Annotated in this window: 17 protein-coding genes; 12 read left to right on the plus strand and 5 right to left on the minus strand. The window is 39.0% G+C overall.

The annotated features are described in order from the left end of the window. Window positions 1–184: 184 nt before the first annotated feature. The 3 genes from IPJ83_15950 to IPJ83_15960 all read left to right on the plus strand — a co-directional run bounded on the left by IPJ83_15950 (window position 185) and on the right by IPJ83_15960 (window position 2364). The gene (locus IPJ83_15950; GenBank protein ID MBK7882030.1) at window positions 185–670 is read left to right on the plus strand and encodes a hypothetical protein; all 486 of its coding nucleotides are present in this window, start codon (window positions 185–187) and stop codon (window positions 668–670) included. Window positions 671–796: 126 nt separating this feature from the next. After that, window positions 797–1255 (plus strand): GNAT family N-acetyltransferase, encoded by a 459-nt coding sequence (locus tag IPJ83_15955; GenBank protein ID MBK7882031.1) that lies wholly within the window; start codon window positions 797–799, stop codon window positions 1253–1255. 191 nt (window positions 1256–1446) lie between these two features. Continuing rightward, the gene (locus IPJ83_15960; protein MBK7882032.1) at window positions 1447–2364 is read left to right on the plus strand and encodes a hypothetical protein; all 918 of its coding nucleotides are present in this window, start codon (window positions 1447–1449) and stop codon (window positions 2362–2364) included. A gap of 19 nt (window positions 2365–2383) precedes the next feature. On the opposite strand, the gene IPJ83_15965 is transcribed toward IPJ83_15960, so the two are convergent. From IPJ83_15965 to IPJ83_15985, 5 genes are all read right to left on the minus strand, one after another. Then, window positions 2384–3556, minus strand: a complete 1173-nt coding sequence (locus tag IPJ83_15965; protein MBK7882033.1) for a thiolase family protein — start codon at window positions 3554–3556, stop codon at window positions 2384–2386. 55 nt (window positions 3557–3611) lie between these two features. Further along, window positions 3612–4814, minus strand: a complete 1203-nt coding sequence (locus IPJ83_15970) for an acyltransferase (protein ID MBK7882034.1) — start codon at window positions 4812–4814, stop codon at window positions 3612–3614. 140 nt (window positions 4815–4954) lie between these two features. Beyond that, a complete protein-coding gene (locus IPJ83_15975; GenBank protein ID MBK7882035.1) occupies window positions 4955–5467 on the minus strand; it encodes an OmpH family outer membrane protein in 513 nt (170 codons plus the stop codon). Window positions 5468–5485: 18 nt separating this feature from the next. Further along, the gene (locus tag IPJ83_15980; protein ID MBK7882036.1) at window positions 5486–5713 is read right to left on the minus strand and encodes a twin-arginine translocase TatA/TatE family subunit; all 228 of its coding nucleotides are present in this window, start codon (window positions 5711–5713) and stop codon (window positions 5486–5488) included. Between the two features lie 26 nt (window positions 5714–5739). Next, on the minus strand, window positions 5740–6690 hold the full coding sequence (locus IPJ83_15985; GenBank protein ID MBK7882037.1) for an isopenicillin N synthase family oxygenase: 951 nt from the start codon (window positions 6688–6690) through the stop codon (window positions 5740–5742). Between the two features lie 1234 nt (window positions 6691–7924). Between IPJ83_15985 and IPJ83_15990 the strand changes: the two genes are divergently transcribed. From IPJ83_15990 to mfd, 9 genes are all read left to right on the plus strand, one after another. Beyond that, window positions 7925–8590: a TM2 domain-containing protein gene (locus IPJ83_15990; GenBank protein ID MBK7882038.1), complete on the plus strand. Its 666-nt coding sequence runs from the start codon at window positions 7925–7927 to the stop codon at window positions 8588–8590. A gap of 13 nt (window positions 8591–8603) precedes the next feature. Next, complete coding sequence (locus tag IPJ83_15995) at window positions 8604–8912, plus strand: DUF2752 domain-containing protein (GenBank protein MBK7882039.1); 309 nt, start codon at window positions 8604–8606, stop codon at window positions 8910–8912. Between the two features lie 109 nt (window positions 8913–9021). Further along, the gene (locus IPJ83_16000; GenBank protein ID MBK7882040.1) at window positions 9022–10464 is read left to right on the plus strand and encodes an aldehyde dehydrogenase; all 1443 of its coding nucleotides are present in this window, start codon (window positions 9022–9024) and stop codon (window positions 10462–10464) included. A 98-nt stretch (window positions 10465–10562) separates the two neighbouring features. Beyond that, a complete protein-coding gene (locus IPJ83_16005; GenBank protein ID MBK7882041.1) occupies window positions 10563–11303 on the plus strand; it encodes an ABC transporter permease in 741 nt (246 codons plus the stop codon). Then, a complete protein-coding gene (locus IPJ83_16010) occupies window positions 11300–12058 on the plus strand; it encodes an ATP-binding cassette domain-containing protein (GenBank protein ID MBK7882042.1) in 759 nt (252 codons plus the stop codon). The genes IPJ83_16005 and IPJ83_16010 overlap by 4 nt, the downstream gene beginning before the upstream one ends. Before the next feature lie 43 nt (window positions 12059–12101). After that, window positions 12102–13523, plus strand: a complete 1422-nt coding sequence (locus tag IPJ83_16015) for an efflux RND transporter periplasmic adaptor subunit (protein MBK7882043.1) — start codon at window positions 12102–12104, stop codon at window positions 13521–13523. 148 nt (window positions 13524–13671) lie between these two features. Then, window positions 13672–14100 (plus strand): hypothetical protein, encoded by a 429-nt coding sequence (locus IPJ83_16020; protein MBK7882044.1) that lies wholly within the window; start codon window positions 13672–13674, stop codon window positions 14098–14100. A 151-nt stretch (window positions 14101–14251) separates the two neighbouring features. Then, window positions 14252–15304: a fatty acid desaturase gene (locus IPJ83_16025; protein MBK7882045.1), complete on the plus strand. Its 1053-nt coding sequence runs from the start codon at window positions 14252–14254 to the stop codon at window positions 15302–15304. A gap of 98 nt (window positions 15305–15402) precedes the next feature. Continuing rightward, window positions 15403–18786, plus strand: a complete 3384-nt coding sequence (mfd, locus tag IPJ83_16030; GenBank protein MBK7882046.1) for a transcription-repair coupling factor — start codon at window positions 15403–15405, stop codon at window positions 18784–18786. Window positions 18787–18808 lie beyond the last annotated feature (22 nt).

Below are 18808 nucleotides of genomic sequence, written 5' to 3' on the forward strand. Positions count from 1 at the left end.
CTCACCTCTTGTCGGCTTTTCTAAAACAAAAAGTAATTTTTTAAATCCGATGTTCAGGAATCCTGTTAATTTTACTCCATGGCCTGGCCATTGATTCATCGTTACTTTTAATTTTATTCTACTATTTATTTCATAAAATTATCATGATTGATGAATATTGAATTTTTTAAAACGTGTTCTCTGCATGAAACTCAATAAATCCTTTGTATTTAAAACACTTTTGATGGGCATTTCTTTATTAATTGCCAATCCCTCCAGTTATGGACAAAACATAAATCCTAACTTTGATTCAACACTTGCAAAAACACTTGGAGGGGATGACTTTGGCATGAAAAAATATATTCTGGTCATGCTGAAAACCGGTAGCAACAATCTGGCAGACAAAGTCACCAGAGACAGCCTGTTCAAATTACACCTGAAAAATATTGGACGGCTGGCTGATTCCGGAAAGCTAATCGTCGCCGGTCCGCTTGGTAAAAATGAACGATCCTACCGAGGGATTTTTATTTTAAATGTCACATCCTTGGAAGAAGCTCAGGAATTGTTGCAAACAGACCCTGCCGTGGAGCAGAAACTTTTGGAAGCCGAGCTTTTCCATTGGTATGGTTCTGCAGCGTTACCGGAATACCTAAAGTCCCATAAAAAAATAGAAAAATATTCGCCCGGGTAATTCCAATTTATCTTTTGATAAATCGTTTTACCCAAAGAATTTTCTTGGTTTTTTCTTTCTTGGACATCACAAGTTTGACCAATAAAAATTTAATAATCTTAATTTCGGAAAAGCAATAATCATTCGATGACTACACTTGTTCACACCTCTGCCGACCATGTAGACTTCCTCGAACTTGTAAAAGAATTAGATGCTGAACTAAAAATCCGGGATGGTGAAGAACACTCGTTTTATGCACCGCACAATAAGCTGGATAAAATCATTTTTGTCACCATCGCCTATCATCAAAATAAGGCCGTTGGCTGCGGGGCCTTAAAGGAATTCTCTGGTGACTGCCTGGAAGTAAAAAGAATGTATGTGCGTCCGGAAAACCGTAGAAGTGGAATTGCGGGCAATATTTTGAATGAACTGGAAAATCAAACTGCAATGCTTGGTTATTCCAGATGTGTTTTGGAAACCGGAAAAAATCAACCGGAAGCGATCCGACTTTATGAAAAGAAAGGTTATAAAATAATTCCAAATTATGGACCCTATCAAAATATATCCAACAGTGTGTGTTTTGAAAAAAAAAAATTAATCCTATAATGCAAAGCACTGTTTAAAAAATGGAATACAAAGTAGATGATATCTGCCTCAATGTTCAAATTATAAGCATACTTATTAAATCCCCAAAAAAAATGAAACTTTTCAGAAACGGATTTCTCAAAGTTGATGCAATCAAAAAATCGTACTAAACTACCCGAAAAACATCCCGCATACTGAGTACTTTTGCACGTATGAATAAAATAATTTTGTTTTGCATTCTAGGCATCCTGACTTGTTCCTCCTGTGCCTGGTTTTGCAAAAAATCAAAATGTCCGCCCACAGATCAAAGTACTTTGATTCTCAATGACAGTCTTGCTTTACTTGACAAAATAGAGCAATTGGACACCGCACATTTACCTGAATTTATCATTCGCGTAAATGTACATTACATCGACTCCAGAAATGGAATGTTTTATCGAGGGAAAAAAGAAGATGAAAAACCAGTCAATGGAAATGTGTGGGCACACAGATTAATCAACCATGCCAATTCAATTCTTGAAAATCTTGAAGAAAGTGGGACCAGTAAAAATTCATTTGTTGGCAACAGTCGCATCCGATTAAAAATTTATTCGGATCCTTCAAATCCACTGGACAGCAACGGCGGCATTTGGTATTGGACCAGTAGACGAATGAATAAATCAATGTACAATGAGGATGTACTCAACATTGTGATTGAAGATTATGGCCAACCCAAAGATTTTAAATTAAATGGTTATGCCTGTGGAATGAATTTCTGCAATGAAATCGTACTGCAGGATGCCTATGACAATGCAGCGAATGGAGGTAGATTTGGCTGGTGGTCGTTTGCCAGTTTGCTGTGCCATGAATTGGGTCATGTCATGGGGCTTTGTCATTCTTTCTATTGCGGAAACGAATGCAAAGATGTGGACATTGACATTGCAAAGGAGTGTAAAATAAATCCCTGTTTTTCGGATTGCGGTGGACCAAATGTGGGTTTCTGCGACAATTGGAAATCAGGTAGTAAAAATATGATGGGGTACAATCCAAACCAATCGTCCTTAAGCCCTTGCCAATGGAAAATTGCCTACCGAAATCTGTGCTTTACAAAGGCAAGTTTCGTAGTCCGGCGCAAGGAAATTAAAAATTAGATATTGGATGTGTGAGTCCTTAAAAGGATTCGATCACCGCAGCTATTCCCTGCCCTCCTCCTACACAGGCTGTAACGATTCCAAATGACTGCTTCCTTGATTTAAGCTCATGCAGCAAGGTCATGGTCAGTCTTGCACCGCTGCATCCCAGTGGGTGTCCTAGCGCTATTGCCCCGCCATTTACATTGACAATGGAAGGATCCAAACCTGCTTCCCGGATTACGGCAAGGGATTGGGATGCAAAAGCTTCATTTAATTCGATCAATGAAATTTCAGCTAAACTTTTTCCGGCAGCAAGCAATGCTTTTGGAATGGCTGCGCAAGGTCCGATTCCCATGTACAATGGATCCACACCGGCAACACTGCAAGCTATGATCCTGCCGACCGGTTGTAAACCTAATGAGTTCATCATCCGCTCGCTCATCACCAATACAAATCCCGCACCATCACTGGTTTGTGAAGCGTTGCCGGCTGTAACGGTGCCGTGGTTGGCAAACACAGGTTTCAAAGCCGACAAAGCCTCCAGAGTAGTTTCTTTACGGATGCCTTCATCTTCCTTTACTATAAAATTGGTTTCGGTGCGCTTATTATCCTTCACGGAAATTTCAGTCAAACTTACCGGCGTAATTTCTTCCGCAAAGAAACCTCTTTCACGTGCTAAAGAGGACAATTGATGTGATCGCAAAGCAAATTCATCCTGAGCCTCTCTACTGATGTTGTATTTTTTTGCCACAGCTTCTGCTGTGAGTCCCATTCCAATGATGTAGTCCGGATGTTTGTCTGCCACTTCATAATTGAGGGCCAGTTTATATCCTTCCATAGGTATCTGGCTCATGTTTTCCACTCCGCCTGCAATGAAGCATTCGCCCATGCCGGCACGGATTTTTGCGGTGGCAATCGCAATGGTCTCCAGACCGGAAGCACAATATCGATTGACCGTCATACCGGGAACCTTTTCTCCCAATGCCCTAAGCGAGATTTGCCTGCCGATCTGCAGCCCCTGTTCACCTTCAGGATTGGCGCAGCCTACAATTAAATCATCCACCAATGTATGGTCTAGTTGCGGCACTTTCTTAAGTAAATCCTGAATGACCATCACAGCCAGATCATCTGAACGTAAAAATCTGAATCCACCTTTCTTCGCTTTTGCAACGGCAGACCTGGTGTAGGCAACGATATAAGCTTCCTGCATGAGTTCGATTTAATAAAAACAAAAATAACACATTCTGATTTGGAAAAAGTCAAATTCATTCCGGCGATCCGGATGGCTTAAGCCTTAAAAACGGAGTTTGAATAAATTTCCAAAGTTTCACCGGCCAGTTCTTGTCCATACATGGGCGCTCCAGGACCAGATAAAAAATAAATGAAATCATGAGTATGTAAATAAAGAGCAACAAACCCAACCAACAATAATCCAAAATAAAATAGTTGAAATAATTCCGTCTGGTGAGTTCTGAACCCAGCCCCATGGTAATTTGATTATGCAACAAATAAATGGAATAACACATTCCACCCATTACACTGATGTTAATGTTTGAAAAAACGAACTTATAACCTTCCTGCATCAAGACGTTATAGAACAATACGAAGAGGAAAAACAATTGTGCTGTGCTTAAGAGTATTTTAGTAAAAGGATGAATGTCATTTAAATAAGTAATGTCGGTAATCATCATCAGTAAAAAAGCTACAAGCGTGACCAAATCAGGTCGCCAATGGGTATTCCATTCATCGATGAAGGATATTTTTATTTTTTCCGCATAACAAAGTGCGACCAGTATACCCAAGGAGAAAAAATGAAAATATTCATAAAGACTAAAAAAATCAGGTTTAATGAATTTAGTCAAAATGGAAAAAAATAATGTGATCAGTATCAACATCACTTTTCTGTTGGTAAATTTTTTAAAGAAAATATAAAACAAAATGGGTGCAAGAATGTAAAACTGAATTTCAATTTCAAGACTCCAGGTCACATTGTTCACCAATGGTTGTACATCTCTGGTGTGAAAAAAATTATGCCCATAAAACAAGGAATAATAAAAACTGGGACAAAATTCTTCAAAAGTCTTTTTCTCAAGAACAGAGACCTGAAACCACACGATAAGCAGAAGACTAATAATGTATGGCGGTTCAAGCCTGGTAAGTCTTCTGTAGAAATAGGATCCAATAGACACTTTTTTCCCTTCTCCAAGATAATACTTTGCAAAAGGCAAAGCAAGAATAAAGGCACTGATTACAAAAAATATTTCTACCCCAAAATAACCTCGTAAAAAAAACTCATGAAGCCACCCATAAGACTCCTTATCGTCTTTATAATCAAATCTCAGCTCTGAAAAGAGAAAACCATCCAAATGAAAAAACACTACCATTGCAATGGCTAAAAACCTAAGTCCATCAATTTCAGTTATTACATTACCTGAATTGGTGATTCTACGTAAAAAACTTAAATTCATGGACCGGACTTAAATTTAAGGTCCAAAAATAACCCATTAAGCCTATAATTTACCTAAGGCTCAAAATACTTTGTAATTAAATTAAATCACCGGAGGAAGAAAATATATCAGGATCAAACCAAAATGAAAGAGAAATAATCTTATTTCATTTTAGGTTCTTCCAGTTTCTTGTACACCATGGAAAAAATATCCTTGGACTGATCTGCAAAAAGAAAGCCCTGCACACTGTCAAAAATGAATACGAAGCCCTCGGATTTAGCAATTTCATTGATGACATCGTTGATCCTTTTCAAGAGTGGGGCTAATAATTCATCCCTGCGCTTGGTGAGTGACTCCTGAGCACTTTGCTGATATTTGCCTATGGCATTCTGTTCCACTTCCAGGTTACTTTCCATTTCCTTTTGCTTCACAGGCGTAAGGTTTCCTCCTTGCATTTGTTCGCGATAGATTTTTAGTCCTTCCTGAAATTTGGTTACCATCTGCTCCCCGGTTGCGGAAAGAGATTTCTCATACGTGGCTAATTGTTCGGCTATTTTTTTGGATTCACTCAAACTATCCAACAAGATTTTGGTATTGAGGTGTCCTATTTTTTGGGCTGATATAGAAAAGGCATAGCAAGCCATGATCAGCGTCAACAGATGTCTAATCTTCATAAAAATTCCAGCTAAGAATTATTGGTTGGTGTTGTTATTGTCCGGAATGTTTTTGCGTTCTGCTTCACGCATTCCTTCCCTGATCTCGTTGTTTATGGAGTTTTTGGCATTGTTAAACTCTCTGATGCCGGCTCCTAGGCCCCTCATGAGTTCTGGTATTTTCTTACCTCCAAACAAAAGCAATACCACGAAAACGACCGCCACCATTTCCCATCCACCCAAATTTCCTAAAAATAAAAATGTCATAACTATTAATTTAAAAGTCAAAGATACTACTTCTTTAATCCAATTTCCTTTAAGCGTTCATCCAAATAGGCTCCTGCCGTGATCGGATCATAATGGCAAGGGTTATCAGGACTCACACAAGACGGCAGGCAGGAGAGATCCATTTCACTCCTTGGATGCAGGAAAAATGGAATAGAAAGTCGAGGAACATGCCACAGATGCCTCGGAGGATTAACCACCCTGTGCGTTGTTGAAATCAAAACATTGTTGGTCAGTCTTTGTAACATATCCCCAACATTTACTACGATCTCATTCTCCCCGGGAATGACCTCCAACCACGCTCCCTGTAAATTTAATACCTGCAATCCCCCAGCAGAAGCGCCCACCAGGAGGGTGATCAGGTTAATGTCTTCGTGTTGCTCTGCCCTGATCGCTGATGCAGGTTCCTGTAAAATGGGCGGATAATGTATTGCCCTGAGTATACTGTTACCCTTATTGATCTTTGCCGCAAAATAATTTTCTTCCAGACCCAGATAAATCGCAATAGCCCTGAGTAAATGGGCTCCTGCTTGCTCAAATGACCGGTAAAGCCGGTCTCCCAAAACCGCAAATTGAGGGGTATCCTCAGTTTTAACATTGTCGGGATATTCGGATTTTAGGGGATCGTCTTGTTCCACAGTCTGACCAATTTGAAAAAATTCTTTCAGATCTGCTACATTAGAATGCTTGGCATGCTCTTTTCCAAAGGAGGTGTATCCTCTTTGTCCGGCCAATCCGGGAATTTCATATTTCTTTTTTATCTCAGTGGGTAAAGAGAAAAACCTTTCCGCCTCTGCATAAAATTCCTTCACCAGTTGAGGATCCACCCCATGATTTTTAATGCCAACAAAACCAATGTGCTTGAAGGAATTCCCCAATTCCTGCACAAAACTATCCCTTTCCGAAGGATTGTCCCCCAAGAATTGACTAAGGTCTACTAAAGGTATGGCTCGACTCATCTCATTTAATTTACCGGAAACCTGCAAAAACCGGACCTCTTTTTAACGCAATAATTAGAATATTAGTTCGCTACCGGACCACAGGCTCAGAGAACGGTTCTGACCAGCACAATTTGCCAATAATTGAGTTTTATCCCCAGGAAGTCCTCAGACTTGATCGAAATCAAATTCAATAGTTTGCTGCTCCTTCCAGATCTTACTTCCGATGAAATCATTTTGGATTTAACCCATATTGTGCATGGACAGTCATACTGATTTTACAAAATAAGGCTGTTTGTAGCCTATGCGCCGTTAACTATAAATACCACCGAGAGATGGCTGAAAATTTACCTTGGAAACTAAATAGATCAAATGGATGTGAAATATTTAATTTTCTGGTTTTTCTAGGTTGACTGTCTTTGGCTTGCAATAAAAAGACTCTAGTATATTGTCCTGACTTCATGGAAAAGTAAAATTCAGAATTTATAAAAATGGATTTCCATTTTTACCAAAATAAAAAACAAACAAAAATTATCTACCAGATAATTTCCCTTACACTTTATAAATAAATTTTCAAAGTTACAATTAGTACCCCTTACACTTAAATGGACAAAACTGCTCAACTCTAAAAAGGATTTAATGTTTCCCACAGCGGATCTTCATTTATTGTTGATGGCAAAAAAAAATAAATTTTAATACAGGTCCTAAAATGACTAGACTTGTGGCGGCATATGTATAAGATCAGGTAGCATCCCATCTTCCCATAGCTTATCTTCATAAGACTCTTTTATTAACTTATTCCGGTTCTAAAAAGATCATTTCTATATTGTCGGTTGCTTTTAGCCGCTTAACTTTTGGCTGGTATTGCCAATGTATACTTCTGGTTGATTGGCAGGATTAATCATTGCTCCATTGGCAGCAGGTATTCCCATAACCCTGGGCTTCATCGGTTTGCGCAGAATGCCCAGGGGTGGATGCGCTTTTCTTCATATCGCAGGATTACTTTTGGCTTTGTTGGCCTTGCTGCATTAATTCCCTTACTTATCTTTATTTTGGCCTATACTTAAAAGGCTATTCATATAGACTAAGCTACCATTTTTAGTTTCAAAATCAATGCATTATTCCATTCCTGCTGATTTTAAAAAGTCAAAAATCCTCGTATTTAAATTTTAACAAAAAAATATTTTTTGAGGTCTAAAGAGAATACTTACCTTTAAGCAGACAATTTATTTTTTAAACCTTCAAAAATTATTACATGAAAAAACTCAGTTTTTTACTTCTTGCCTTTGGATTATTTCTAGGTTCATGCAGCAAGCAATCGTATGTGAGTTGCCCAAGCTTTAAAGACGGTCATAAATCTTTAGCTTGGAATAACTACAATTCTTCCCCTAAAAAGAAAAAGAGTAAAAATTCTGCCAGTCATTTGGTTAAAAAATCTCAGTCAGACTGGGCCATTGAAAAGGAAGTATTTTCAGTCGATCCTATTGCTGCCAGACAAAACATTGAACCACTTTATGCTTCTATCGAGCCTTCAGTACTTTATACACCAAATCTTAATTTGTTGAATGAAAAACCTGTTGCGCCTGTAAGTCATAAAGCTGCTAAAAAACCAATCAGAGAATCAAGAATTGCCGGTAAAACCCAGTCTGATCAACAACAAGTGTTAACTCAGGCAAAAAAAGAGACTGAGAAATCTCCAGCAGAAGCTCCTTCCGGTGGCAAAAGCCAATTGATCGCGTTGTTGTTGTGCTTTTTCCTTGGAGGACTTGGTATCCACAGATTTTACTTAGGCTACACTACCATAGGAATCATCCAATTGTTAACCGCTGGTGGTTGTGGAATATGGGCTTTAATTGACCTTATCCGTATCATTACCGGAGACCTTAAACCTAAGGATGGGGATTATTCTGAAAAGCTGTAATTAAGTTCTTTTGATGTTTTCTAAACGAAAGGGATCCTTGCTGTTGTTTTTTTTGGTAGCAATGATCCCTTTTGTTTTTATCCTTTTACCAGCCGATTTTTTTGATCAGGGTCAAAGTCTTTGTTTGTCTGTTCTCCTCTTTGACACCAAATGCTATGGTTGTGGAATGACAAAAGCCTTGCAACACTTGATACACCTTGAGGTCAGTAAAGCTCTTTCCTACAATATGATATCCTTAGTTGTACTTCCCGCTTTATTCTTTTTGTGGGGGGAATATCTTTTAAAAAATTACCGTCTTCTTTTTTCTCCAAAAAAGTCCTGAGCACCTTTTTGTATCAAATCCTATCCTATCGGATAATTGTGGCTGTTAAGACGTTTTGCTTTGTTCCTGCCAAATTATTATACGATCTTCACACAACAATTTGATCTGCATGCAAAAAATCCATAACTATGTGAATGGTCAGTACATTGACCCCGTAAATGCAAAGTGGCTGGACAACACCAACCCGGCGACTGGACATGTAATATCACAGATTCCGGACAGCGACCAAAAAGACGTAGCCTTAGCGGTCCAGGCAGCAAAAGAAGCTGTTGATGCCTGGTCCAATTCTTCCGGACAGTTAAGGTTTAAAATTCTGAACAGAATAGCTGACTTGATAGAAGAAAAAAATGAAGAACTCGCTATTGCAGAAACCAATGATACCGGCAAACCGCTCAATCTTTCCAGCAACATTGAAATTCCGCGTGCAGCCTCCAATTTCAGATTTTTTGCCACCGCTGCCATGCAGTTTGCCTCCGAAAGCCACGCCACACCGGATTCCATAAACTACACCTTAAGACAACCCATAGGTGTGGTAGGATGTATATCTCCATGGAACCTTCCTCTGTATTTATTTACCTGGAAGATTGCTCCTGCGCTTGCTGCGGGGAATTGTGTGATCGCCAAACCTTCAGAATTAAGTCCTACTACAGCTTGTATGTTGGGGGAAATTGCAAACGAAGCCGGACTGCCAAAAGGTGTTTTAAACATTCTACATGGACTTGGACCAAAATTGGGTGATGCCATTGTTAGAGATCCGGAGATTAAGGCAATTTCATTTACCGGGGGCACAAAAACAGGACAGACTATATCCTCCATTGCAGGGCCAATGTTTAAAAAACTTAGCCTTGAGCTAGGGGGTAAAAATCCTTGTTTGGTTTTTGAAGATTGTGATTACGCTAAAACCCTTAGTGAAGTGGCACGTTTGGCATTTTCCAATCAGGGACAGATTTGTCTTTGTGGATCAAGAATCCTGATTCACCAAAGCATCTATGACAAATTCAAAACAGATTTAGTCAATCGGGTTTCGCACTTAAAAATTGGTGATCCCATGGAAGATGGTACCCAAATTGGATCTGTTATTTCTGCAGCTCACCGCGATAAAATCATGTCCTATATCGCACTCGCTAAAGAGGAAGGTGGACAACTACTCACAGGTGGAAATGCGGTCTATCCGGAAGGCAGATGCAGACATGGATTTTTTGTAGAGCCCACTATTTTTGAAAACCTTGGGCCGTCGTGCCGGATCAACCAGGAAGAAGTTTTTGGACCTGTAATCACCTTGCAAAGTTTCAACAATGAAGAAGAAGCATTAACACTGGCAAATGATAGTGCATATGGGCTAGCTGCTACTGTTTGGACAAAAGATCTGAGCAGAGCTCACAGAATGGCTCAACGGCTCAATACAGGAATCGTTTGGATTAATTGCTGGCTCAATCGTGACCTCAGGACTGCATTTGGAGGAATGAATCAAAGTGGTGTTGGTCGTGAAGGGGGCTGGGAAGCCATGCGATTCTTTACCGAACCTAAAAATGTGTGCATTAAATACCTTTGAGCACTTCATAGAAGATGTACGCTCATTCATGGTGTCCGAAGAGGGAATCATCTAAAAACTAAGGACAAAACAGCGGATTGTCTTACCTTTACTTTTGAATGAAAACCTTATTTCATCTGGGAAAATATGTAGTGTGGCTGGGCCAGGTATTCAAAAAACCTGAGAACGCCACGATGTATTGGCGTGAGACACTTCGCCAAATGATCAACATAGGTATTGGATCCCTCATTATCATTGCCATCATTTCCGTATTTATCGGGGCGGTAACTGCAGTCCAGTTTTCCTACCAAATGGAAGGCTCACTGATCCCAAGATATTATATCGGTTATATCGTGCGGGATATGACGATTATGGAATTGGCACCAACTTTTAGTTGTATGGTATTGGCCGGAAAGGTTGGTTCCAATCTGGCTTCCGAAATCGGTGGTATGCGGCAAAAAGAACACATTGATGCCATGGAGATCATGGGGGTAAATACTGCAGCCTATTTGGTCCAACCTAAAATAATTGCATCGATCATAGTGATTCCGATGTTAGTCTGTGTCGGTGCATTCATCAGCATTATTGGTGGTTATTTAGCCAGTGTACCTACAGGTTTGTTCAGCAATGAAGAATACGTTCAGGGCCTGAGATCCTTTTTTGTTCCCTACAACGTCACAATGATGTTTGTTAAAGCCGTCACCTTTTCATTTCTTCTTACTACCATTTCATGTTATCAGGGATACTTTGTGAAAGGGGGCAGCATTGAGTTGGGGAATGCCAGTACACAAGCTGTCGTTTATTCCAACATACTGATTTTGTTGTCAGATTATATTATTGCAATGTTAATGACCACATGATCAGAGCAGAAAATATTTACAAAAATTTTGGAACCCAGGAGGTTTTAAAAAATATCAGCTGCACCTTCGAACAAGGGAAAACCAATCTGATTATCGGAAGGTCAGGTGCCGGAAAAACAGTTTTTCTTAAAATCCTTATTGGCTTAGTAACGCCCACTCAGGGACATGTTTATTTTAATGATGTCGATTTTTATTCTCTCAATAAAAAACAAACCCGTGAATTAAGAATGCAAATAGGTATGTTGTTTCAAGGTTCTGCATTGTTTGATTCCATGACGGTGGAGGAAAATATTCGTTTTCCGATGGACATGTTTACTACCAAAACAGCTAAAGAAAAACTAATGCAGGTAGATCATTGTCTGGAACGTGTGAATCTACAAGGAAACAATAAAAAGTATCCGTCCGAATTATCCGGCGGAATGCAAAAAAGAGTGGGTATTGCAAGAGCTATTGTACTGAATCCAAAATATCTTTTTTGTGATGAACCAAACAGCGGGTTGGATCCTAAAACCAGCATTGTAATTGATGATTTAATTATGGACATCACGCATGAAATGAACATAATTACGGTGATTAATACGCACGACATGAACAGTGTAATGCAAATCGGTGAAAAAATTGTCTTCTTTCATGAAGGCAGACTGGAATGGACAGGAACCAAAGATGAAGTTTTAGCCAGTACAAATGAGATCCTCGAAGGCTTTATTTTTGCTTCTCCTTTTCTACAAAAACTTAGGGCACAAATTAAAATTTAAACTTTTATATTAGAATTGAGAAATGGCACAAACAGATAAACAAATGACGACCACAAAAAAAACAAAATGGTGGATTTGGGCATTGATTGCCGCCATAATTTTACTCATAACGGCAGCAATATTAAAAAACAAATCAAAGCCTAAAGGAACGGAGGTAGTAGTTGAAAAAGTAGAGCTTAGGGATATCACTGAAACCGTTTCTGCAAGTGGAAAGATATATCCCGAGAAAGAAATAAAAATCTCGTCTGATGTGTCCGGAGAAATTGTTGAGCTCTATGTGGAAGAAGGAGATTCTGTGAAAGCAGGCCAGATCATTGCACGCATCAATCCTGATGTTTATTTATCAGCAGTGGAAAGATCTTCTGCAGGAGTTAATGCAGCAAGATCACAAGCAGGTGCAAGCAAAGTTAACATTAATGCTGCCGAAGCACAGAAAGATCAGGTCAAAGCTCAGGTTGAAAATGCACAAAAAGTTTTTGCGAGGAATAAAAAATTATTCAGCGATGGCATTATTTCTCAGGCCGACCTTGAAGCTTCGGAAGCACAATTAAAAAATCTGGAATCCAGTCTGAGATCAGCAGAATCAAACATTGAGGCCATTAAAAAACAATCTCAAGGCTCATCCTATCAAGTAAAAGATGCAGAGGCTGTATTGAAAGAACAAAAAACCAATTTAGGAAGGACCACGATTAAGGCGCCCGCTGGTGGCATTATTTCTAAACTCAATGTGGAAAAAGGGGAACGTGTGGTAGGTACTATGCAAATGAGCGGTACAGAAATGATGCGCATTGCTGATCTAAACGCAATGGAAGTCCAGGTTGAAGTAAGCGAAAATGATATAGTCAGAGTGAATATCGGTGATGAGGCAGATATTGAAGTCGATGCATATCAAAATAAAAAATTCACGGGAAGGGTAACTGAAGTATCCAACAGTGCTTCAAACTTAGGAACCGGCATTGGCGGTTCAATCTCTACAGATCAGGTCACCAAATTTATAGTGAAGGTCAGGATAGAAAAGGAATCTTATGCAGATTTGGTTGCAGGTAACAGTGCTGCTCCATTCAAACCAGGAATGTCTGCAACCGTAGAAATTAAAACCAGTAAAGTGGAAAATGTTTTAAGCATTCCTATTCAGGCGGTAGTTGCCTATGACCCCGACGCAGAATTGAAAAAGAAAAAAGAAAAGGAAAAAGCAGCAGGAGAAAGTATCGCCAAAACAGAAAAAAAAGTTGCCATTAAAGAAAATCCATTCATCGAAGCAGTATTTATACTTATGGGTGATACGGTCCACAGAGTGGATGTTAAAACCGGCATCCAGGATCAGAATTTTATTGAAATAATCAGTGGACTGAAAGAAGGGGATGAAGTGGTAACCGGACCCTATGTGGCTATTTCCAGAGAACTAAAATCTGGTAACAAAGCACATAGAAAGAAGGAAGAGAGCGATGAAAAGAAAAAGAAATAATGTAATCTTTCCTTCCAAAGCGCAACCTGTTGTCAAGAAATTTCGATAAGCTCAGTGGAATGAAAATACTTTCTTAGGAAAATAAAAAAAAATCCCTCTACCTGCAATTATACAATGAACACGCGGGCATAATTCTTTATAAGAAACAATGAAATTTACACTTATTTTTCTCGCTCTTCTTTTAAGCAGTCATTCCGTCCGGACACAAAACATCTGGAATATTCTCAGCCAGGTAAAGTATAAAAAAATAGTGGATGCCAATCTAGGATTTGAGGTAGATTATCCAATCTTCAGCGCTGAATTAAAATCTTATGAGGGTAAGGAGATTGTGGTAAAAGGCTTCATTATTCCGCGGGATGGTTATAAAAGCCACACTGAATTTGTGCTCTCGGCATTGCCGGTAAAGTCATGCTATTTTTGTGGCGGTGCCGGGCCAGAGACAGTCATAGAGGTAATTGCCAAAAACGGGATTCCATTCACTGCGGATAAAATTGAACTGAAAGGAACACTGAAACTAAATACCCAGGATTTAAACCGGCTGATGTTTCAACTGACGAATGCAGAGCGGACACAATGAGAAATTGATTGAATTAATGTCTGAAATTAAATATTTTATAAATATTATATTTATTTAATATGATTTGGTATTTCTCCATTACAAACGGCATTTTTGTCTGTATGATTTGAACTAAATCAATATCTTTGCGGTTCTTAAGGGCGAACCAGTAATGAAAGAATTGAATTTAGAAAAAGAGGAGTTTATTTCAAAAGTCAAGTTGGCTTTAAAGACTCTAAGAGAATATCAAAAACCCGATAATAAAAAAGCCATCATCCAGATATTGAATTCGTTTGGACCTTTTTTTGGTATATGGGTGGCCATTTATTTTTTATGGGATTACAGCATTGTCTTGTCTGTGCTATTGGCAATATTGAATGCATTTTTTCTAGTGCGGATTTTTATCATTCAACACGATTGCGGACACAACAGTTTTGTGGAATCTACAAGTTGGCGCAAACGAATAGGTTATTTCTGTAGTTTAGTGAGTTCCGTGCCTTATAGCTATTGGGCAAAATCTCACCATTTTCACCACATGAACAACGGTATGCTCGAGGTAAGAGATATTGGTGATATTGACACGCTAACGGTAAAAGAATTTGCCTCCTTGACCAAATTCCAAAGACTTAAATATCGATTATACCGCTCTGGGATCGTCATGTTTTTCTTTGGACCGCTTTACTATATTTTTATTCATAATAGATTACCATTGGTAAATCTTGAAGAATTCAAAAAGTACAAGCCAGGTTTGTTTTTGAATAATGTAATTTATGCAGCCATCATGGTTGGCTTGTGTTTCATACTCGACTGGAAGAAATTTCTTACCGTGCACATGCTCATACTTTCCTTGTTCGCCATAATTGCCATTTGGTTTTTTTATATCCAGCATCAGCATGAGCATGGTTATAAAGAATGGAGAAATCGGTGGGAGTTTATGTATGCAGCCATCAAAGGAAGCAGTTATTATAAATTGCCTAAAATATTACATTGGTTTACCGGAAATATAGCCATTCACCACATCCATCACTTAAATCCGGCAATTCCTAATTATAATCTTCAAAAATGTGAGAAGGCCATTCCGTGGTTTCATAAATACACTACGGAGATCACGGTATGGGAAAGCTTTAAATTAGCGACCCACAAATTATGGGACGAAAATACCCAGCGGATGATCACCTTCCGGGAATATTACCGTATGGAAAAAATGGGATTGATAGGCGCATAGTTATTATTTTTTATTATCTAGTTTTTACAAGTAACTGAATCAAGAAGTTGGTCTTACCATTTAATAGTTGAAGGTAATATCCTTTGGACTGATTAACTTTGCAGCCTGTGGCAGACAATACATCCTTGGAATCCCTCTTTTTGAATGATCCCAATGCGCAAAAGCTTTACCGGCTAATCAAAGAAGAGGGACGTAGAAAAATTTGGATTCAGGGCCTTTCCGGTTCAAGGGACAGCTTTTTGCTTTTTTCCAGCCTCCGTCAGTTTAAGTGTACTCAATTGGTCATTGCCAACGACAAAGAAGAAGCAGCTTATCTTCAAAATGACCTGGAACAATTTTGCAAAGAAAGAGAATTGAGTTTCTTTCCGGACTCCTTCAAAAGACCAATGAGTTTTGAAGACCTTGATCCATTTCAGGTTCAACAAAGGATTGAAGCAGTTGCAAAAATCAGATCCGATAATTCCCATCTCATCATCAGTTATCCCGAAGCTTTATTTGAAAAAATATTGGCACCATCCCGATTTGAAGCATCGCGGGTTGATTTTATTCAAGGCGAACTTCTGGATGTTGACGAAGTAATTGACAAACTGGTAAAATACGGATTTGTGCGCGCGGATTTCGTTTTTGAGCCGGGACAATTTTCCATTCGCGGCGGAATTATAGATATATTTTCCTTTGCCAGTGATCATCCCTACCGCATAGAACTGAACGATATTGAAATCGAGAGCATCCGCAGTTTTGACACGCAAACTCAGATGTCCATACAGAAACTTGGACGTTTCAGCATCATACCAAATTTGAATACTGAATTTGAAAATGCTGAGAAAAAAAGCTTGCTGGAGATTCTCCCGGAGCAATCCATCCTTTGGATTAAAGACGAACAAACGCTGATGGATAAACTCCAAACCTGCTTTGAATCTGCTGAAAAATTTGGAGAAAAAATGATTCACTACGAAGAAGAAAGAACGGTCAACATGATCAGAGACCGTGCTTTTGTTTACCCGGGTGAAATTGCAAAAGAGCTGAAGAATTTTCCTTTGGTATATTTTGATACCAAACCCACAGAGGTCACCGACTTGACAGAACTCCGTCTGAATACAAAACCACAACCGAGCATCAATAAAAATTTTAACATCCTCATTGAGATCATTAAAGATTTTAATGAAAAAAATATCATTCCTTACATCTGCACTTCGAATGTCCAGCAAATCGAAAGATTCTATCGGATTTTTGAAGATCTTAAGGCCGACATACAATTTCAACCTGCACTGATATCCATTCGCGAAGGGTTTATAGATGCTGATTTAAAATTGGCATGTTTTACAGATCATCAGATTTTTTCCAGATTTCATGGATTCAAACTAAAACAGGGATTTTCTGCTGAACAAGCCGTTTCACTTAAGGTCTTGCGCGAATTACAACCGGGAGACTTTGTTTCGCATTTGGACCATGGCATTGGCAGATTTGCCGGACTGGAAAAAATAAATGTGAATGGACAAATGCAGGAAGCAGTAAGATTGATTTACCGCAATCACGATATCCTGTATGTCAGCATCCATTCTCTGCATAAGATCAGCAAATACGTTGGACAGGAAGGTACCGAACCCATGTTGCACAAATTAGGTTCAGACCAATGGAAAATCCTCAAACAAAAGACCAAGGCAAAGGTCAAGGAAATCGCCAAAGAACTGATCAAGCTATATGCTGCCCGAAAGGCTTCTAAAGGATTTGCTTTTGCTCCGGATAATTATTTACAGACAGAATTAGAGGCCTCATTTATTTATGAAGATACTCCCGATCAGAGTAAGGCAACCCAGGATGTAAAAAATGATATGGAAAAGCCCTACCCCATGGACAGATTGATCTGCGGTGATGTAGGTTTTGGAAAAACTGAGGTAGCCATAAGAGCCGCATTTAAGTGTATTCAGGATGGAAAACAAGTTGCCATTTTAGTTCCCACGACCATACTTGCTTTACAGCATTACCGAACGATCAGTGAACGTTTAAAAGAATTCCCGGTAGACGTTGATTACGTTTCTCGTTTTCGCAGTGCAAAAGAAAAAACTGCCATTCTAAAAAAATTAAAAGAAGGAAGTCTCGATTTAATCATTGGCACACACAGTCTGCTGAATAAAAAAACAGAATTCAAGGATCTCGGCTTACTCATCATTGACGAAGAGCAAAAATTCGGAGTAGCATCCAAAGAAAAATTAAGACAATTTAAAGTGAATGTGGACACACTTACGCTTACCGCAACACCAATTCCAAGGACTCTTCAATTTTCTTTAATGGCTGCACGAGATTTGAGTGTCATAAACACTCCGCCACCTAACAGGCAACCAATCCATACAGAACGCAGGGTCTTCAATGATGAATTGATCAAAGATGCCATACTCAATGAAATCTATCGTGGCGGGCAGGTTTTCTTTGTACACAACAGAGTTAAGAATCTTGCTGAAGTCGGTGAATTGATCAGAAAATTATGTCCGGATGTGGAAGTGGCCATTGCCCATGGTCAGATGGATGCGGAGAAACTGGAAAAAGTACTGGTAGATTTTATTGAACATAAATACGATGTATTGGTCTGCACCAACATTATTGAAACCGGGCTGGATATTCCAAATGCAAATACTATTATCATCAACAATGCGCAAAATTTTGGTCTGAGCGATTTGCATCAGCTTCGTGGTCGTGTGGGAAGATCCAATAGAAAAGCCTACTGCTATTTATTTGCGCCACCTTCTTCTGCACTGACACTGGAAGCAAAAAAACGATTAAAAACCCTGGAGGAATTTTCTGATTTGGGAAGTGGTTTCAATATTTCGATGAGAGATCTTGACATAAGGGGTGCAGGTAATTTATTGGGCGGTGAACAAAGCGGATTTATCAGCGACATTGGTTATGAAACTTATCAACGAATTCTTGAAGAAGCAATTTTTGAATTGAAGGAAGGCGAATACAAATCCCTGTTTGAAGAAGAAGGCAAACCTCAGAAAACTTATGTCCGTGATACCAGTATTGATTCAGACATAGAAATGTTTATTCCCGATTCTTATGTGACTAATGTGCAGGAAAGACTAAATCTATATCAGCAACTGGACAAGCTTGAAAAGGAAGAAGATATTGAAAAATTTTCTGTTGCACTGAAAGACCGTTTTGGACCCATTCCATCCTTTGTGGAAGAACTTTTTGAAGGTCTGCGTACAAGATGGATCGCAAAGGAAATGGGATTCGAAAGGATCATTCTGAAGAAGAAAAAACTTCAGGCATATTTTATTTCTAATCCACAATCCAGCTATTTTGAATCGCCCTATTTTAAAAGTTTACTCAAGATAATCAGTACGGATCATTCCTCAGAACCTTTTATTTTGAAACAATCCAATCAACTGTTGATCCTGATCAGAGAAAATGTAAAAACGCTGAGACAAGCTAAAACCCTTTTGGTCAAATTGCACGACCAAATCAAGCAACATGAAGAATAGTTTACAATCCGGTTTAGACTAT

The organism is Candidatus Vicinibacter proximus, from assembly GCA_016713905.1.
Classification (GTDB): domain Bacteria; phylum Bacteroidota; class Bacteroidia; order Chitinophagales; family Saprospiraceae; genus Vicinibacter; species Vicinibacter proximus.

Excerpts from the sequence above, each read along its gene's own strand:
- IPJ83_15990 (MBK7882038.1), top strand. The coding sequence starts at position 7,925 with ATGAAAAAACTCAGTTTTTTACTTCTTGCCTTTGGATTATTTCTAGGT.
- IPJ83_15960 (MBK7882032.1), top strand. The coding sequence starts at position 1,447 with ATGAATAAAATAATTTTGTTTTGCATTCTAGGCATCCTGACTTGTTCC.
- IPJ83_15975 (MBK7882035.1), bottom strand. The coding sequence starts at position 5,467 with ATGAAGATTAGACATCTGTTGACGCTGATCATGGCTTGCTATGCCTTT.
- IPJ83_16020 (MBK7882044.1), top strand. The coding sequence starts at position 13,672 with ATGAAATTTACACTTATTTTTCTCGCTCTTCTTTTAAGCAGTCATTCC.
- IPJ83_15955 (MBK7882031.1), top strand. The coding sequence starts at position 797 with ATGACTACACTTGTTCACACCTCTGCCGACCATGTAGACTTCCTCGAA.
- IPJ83_15985 (MBK7882037.1), bottom strand. The coding sequence starts at position 6,690 with ATGAGTCGAGCCATACCTTTAGTAGACCTTAGTCAATTCTTGGGGGAC.
- IPJ83_16025 (MBK7882045.1), top strand. The coding sequence starts at position 14,252 with ATGAAAGAATTGAATTTAGAAAAAGAGGAGTTTATTTCAAAAGTCAAG.
- IPJ83_16005 (MBK7882041.1), top strand. The coding sequence starts at position 10,563 with ATGAAAACCTTATTTCATCTGGGAAAATATGTAGTGTGGCTGGGCCAG.
- IPJ83_16000 (MBK7882040.1), top strand. The coding sequence starts at position 9,022 with ATGCAAAAAATCCATAACTATGTGAATGGTCAGTACATTGACCCCGTA.
- IPJ83_16010 (MBK7882042.1), top strand. The coding sequence starts at position 11,300 with ATGATCAGAGCAGAAAATATTTACAAAAATTTTGGAACCCAGGAGGTT.
- IPJ83_15950 (MBK7882030.1), top strand. The coding sequence starts at position 185 with ATGAAACTCAATAAATCCTTTGTATTTAAAACACTTTTGATGGGCATT.
- IPJ83_15970 (MBK7882034.1), bottom strand. The coding sequence starts at position 4,814 with ATGAATTTAAGTTTTTTACGTAGAATCACCAATTCAGGTAATGTAATA.
- IPJ83_15965 (MBK7882033.1), bottom strand. The coding sequence starts at position 3,556 with ATGCAGGAAGCTTATATCGTTGCCTACACCAGGTCTGCCGTTGCAAAA.
- IPJ83_15980 (MBK7882036.1), bottom strand. The coding sequence starts at position 5,713 with ATGACATTTTTATTTTTAGGAAATTTGGGTGGATGGGAAATGGTGGCG.
- IPJ83_15995 (MBK7882039.1), top strand. The coding sequence starts at position 8,604 with ATGTTTTCTAAACGAAAGGGATCCTTGCTGTTGTTTTTTTTGGTAGCA.
- IPJ83_16015 (MBK7882043.1), top strand. The coding sequence starts at position 12,102 with ATGACGACCACAAAAAAAACAAAATGGTGGATTTGGGCATTGATTGCC.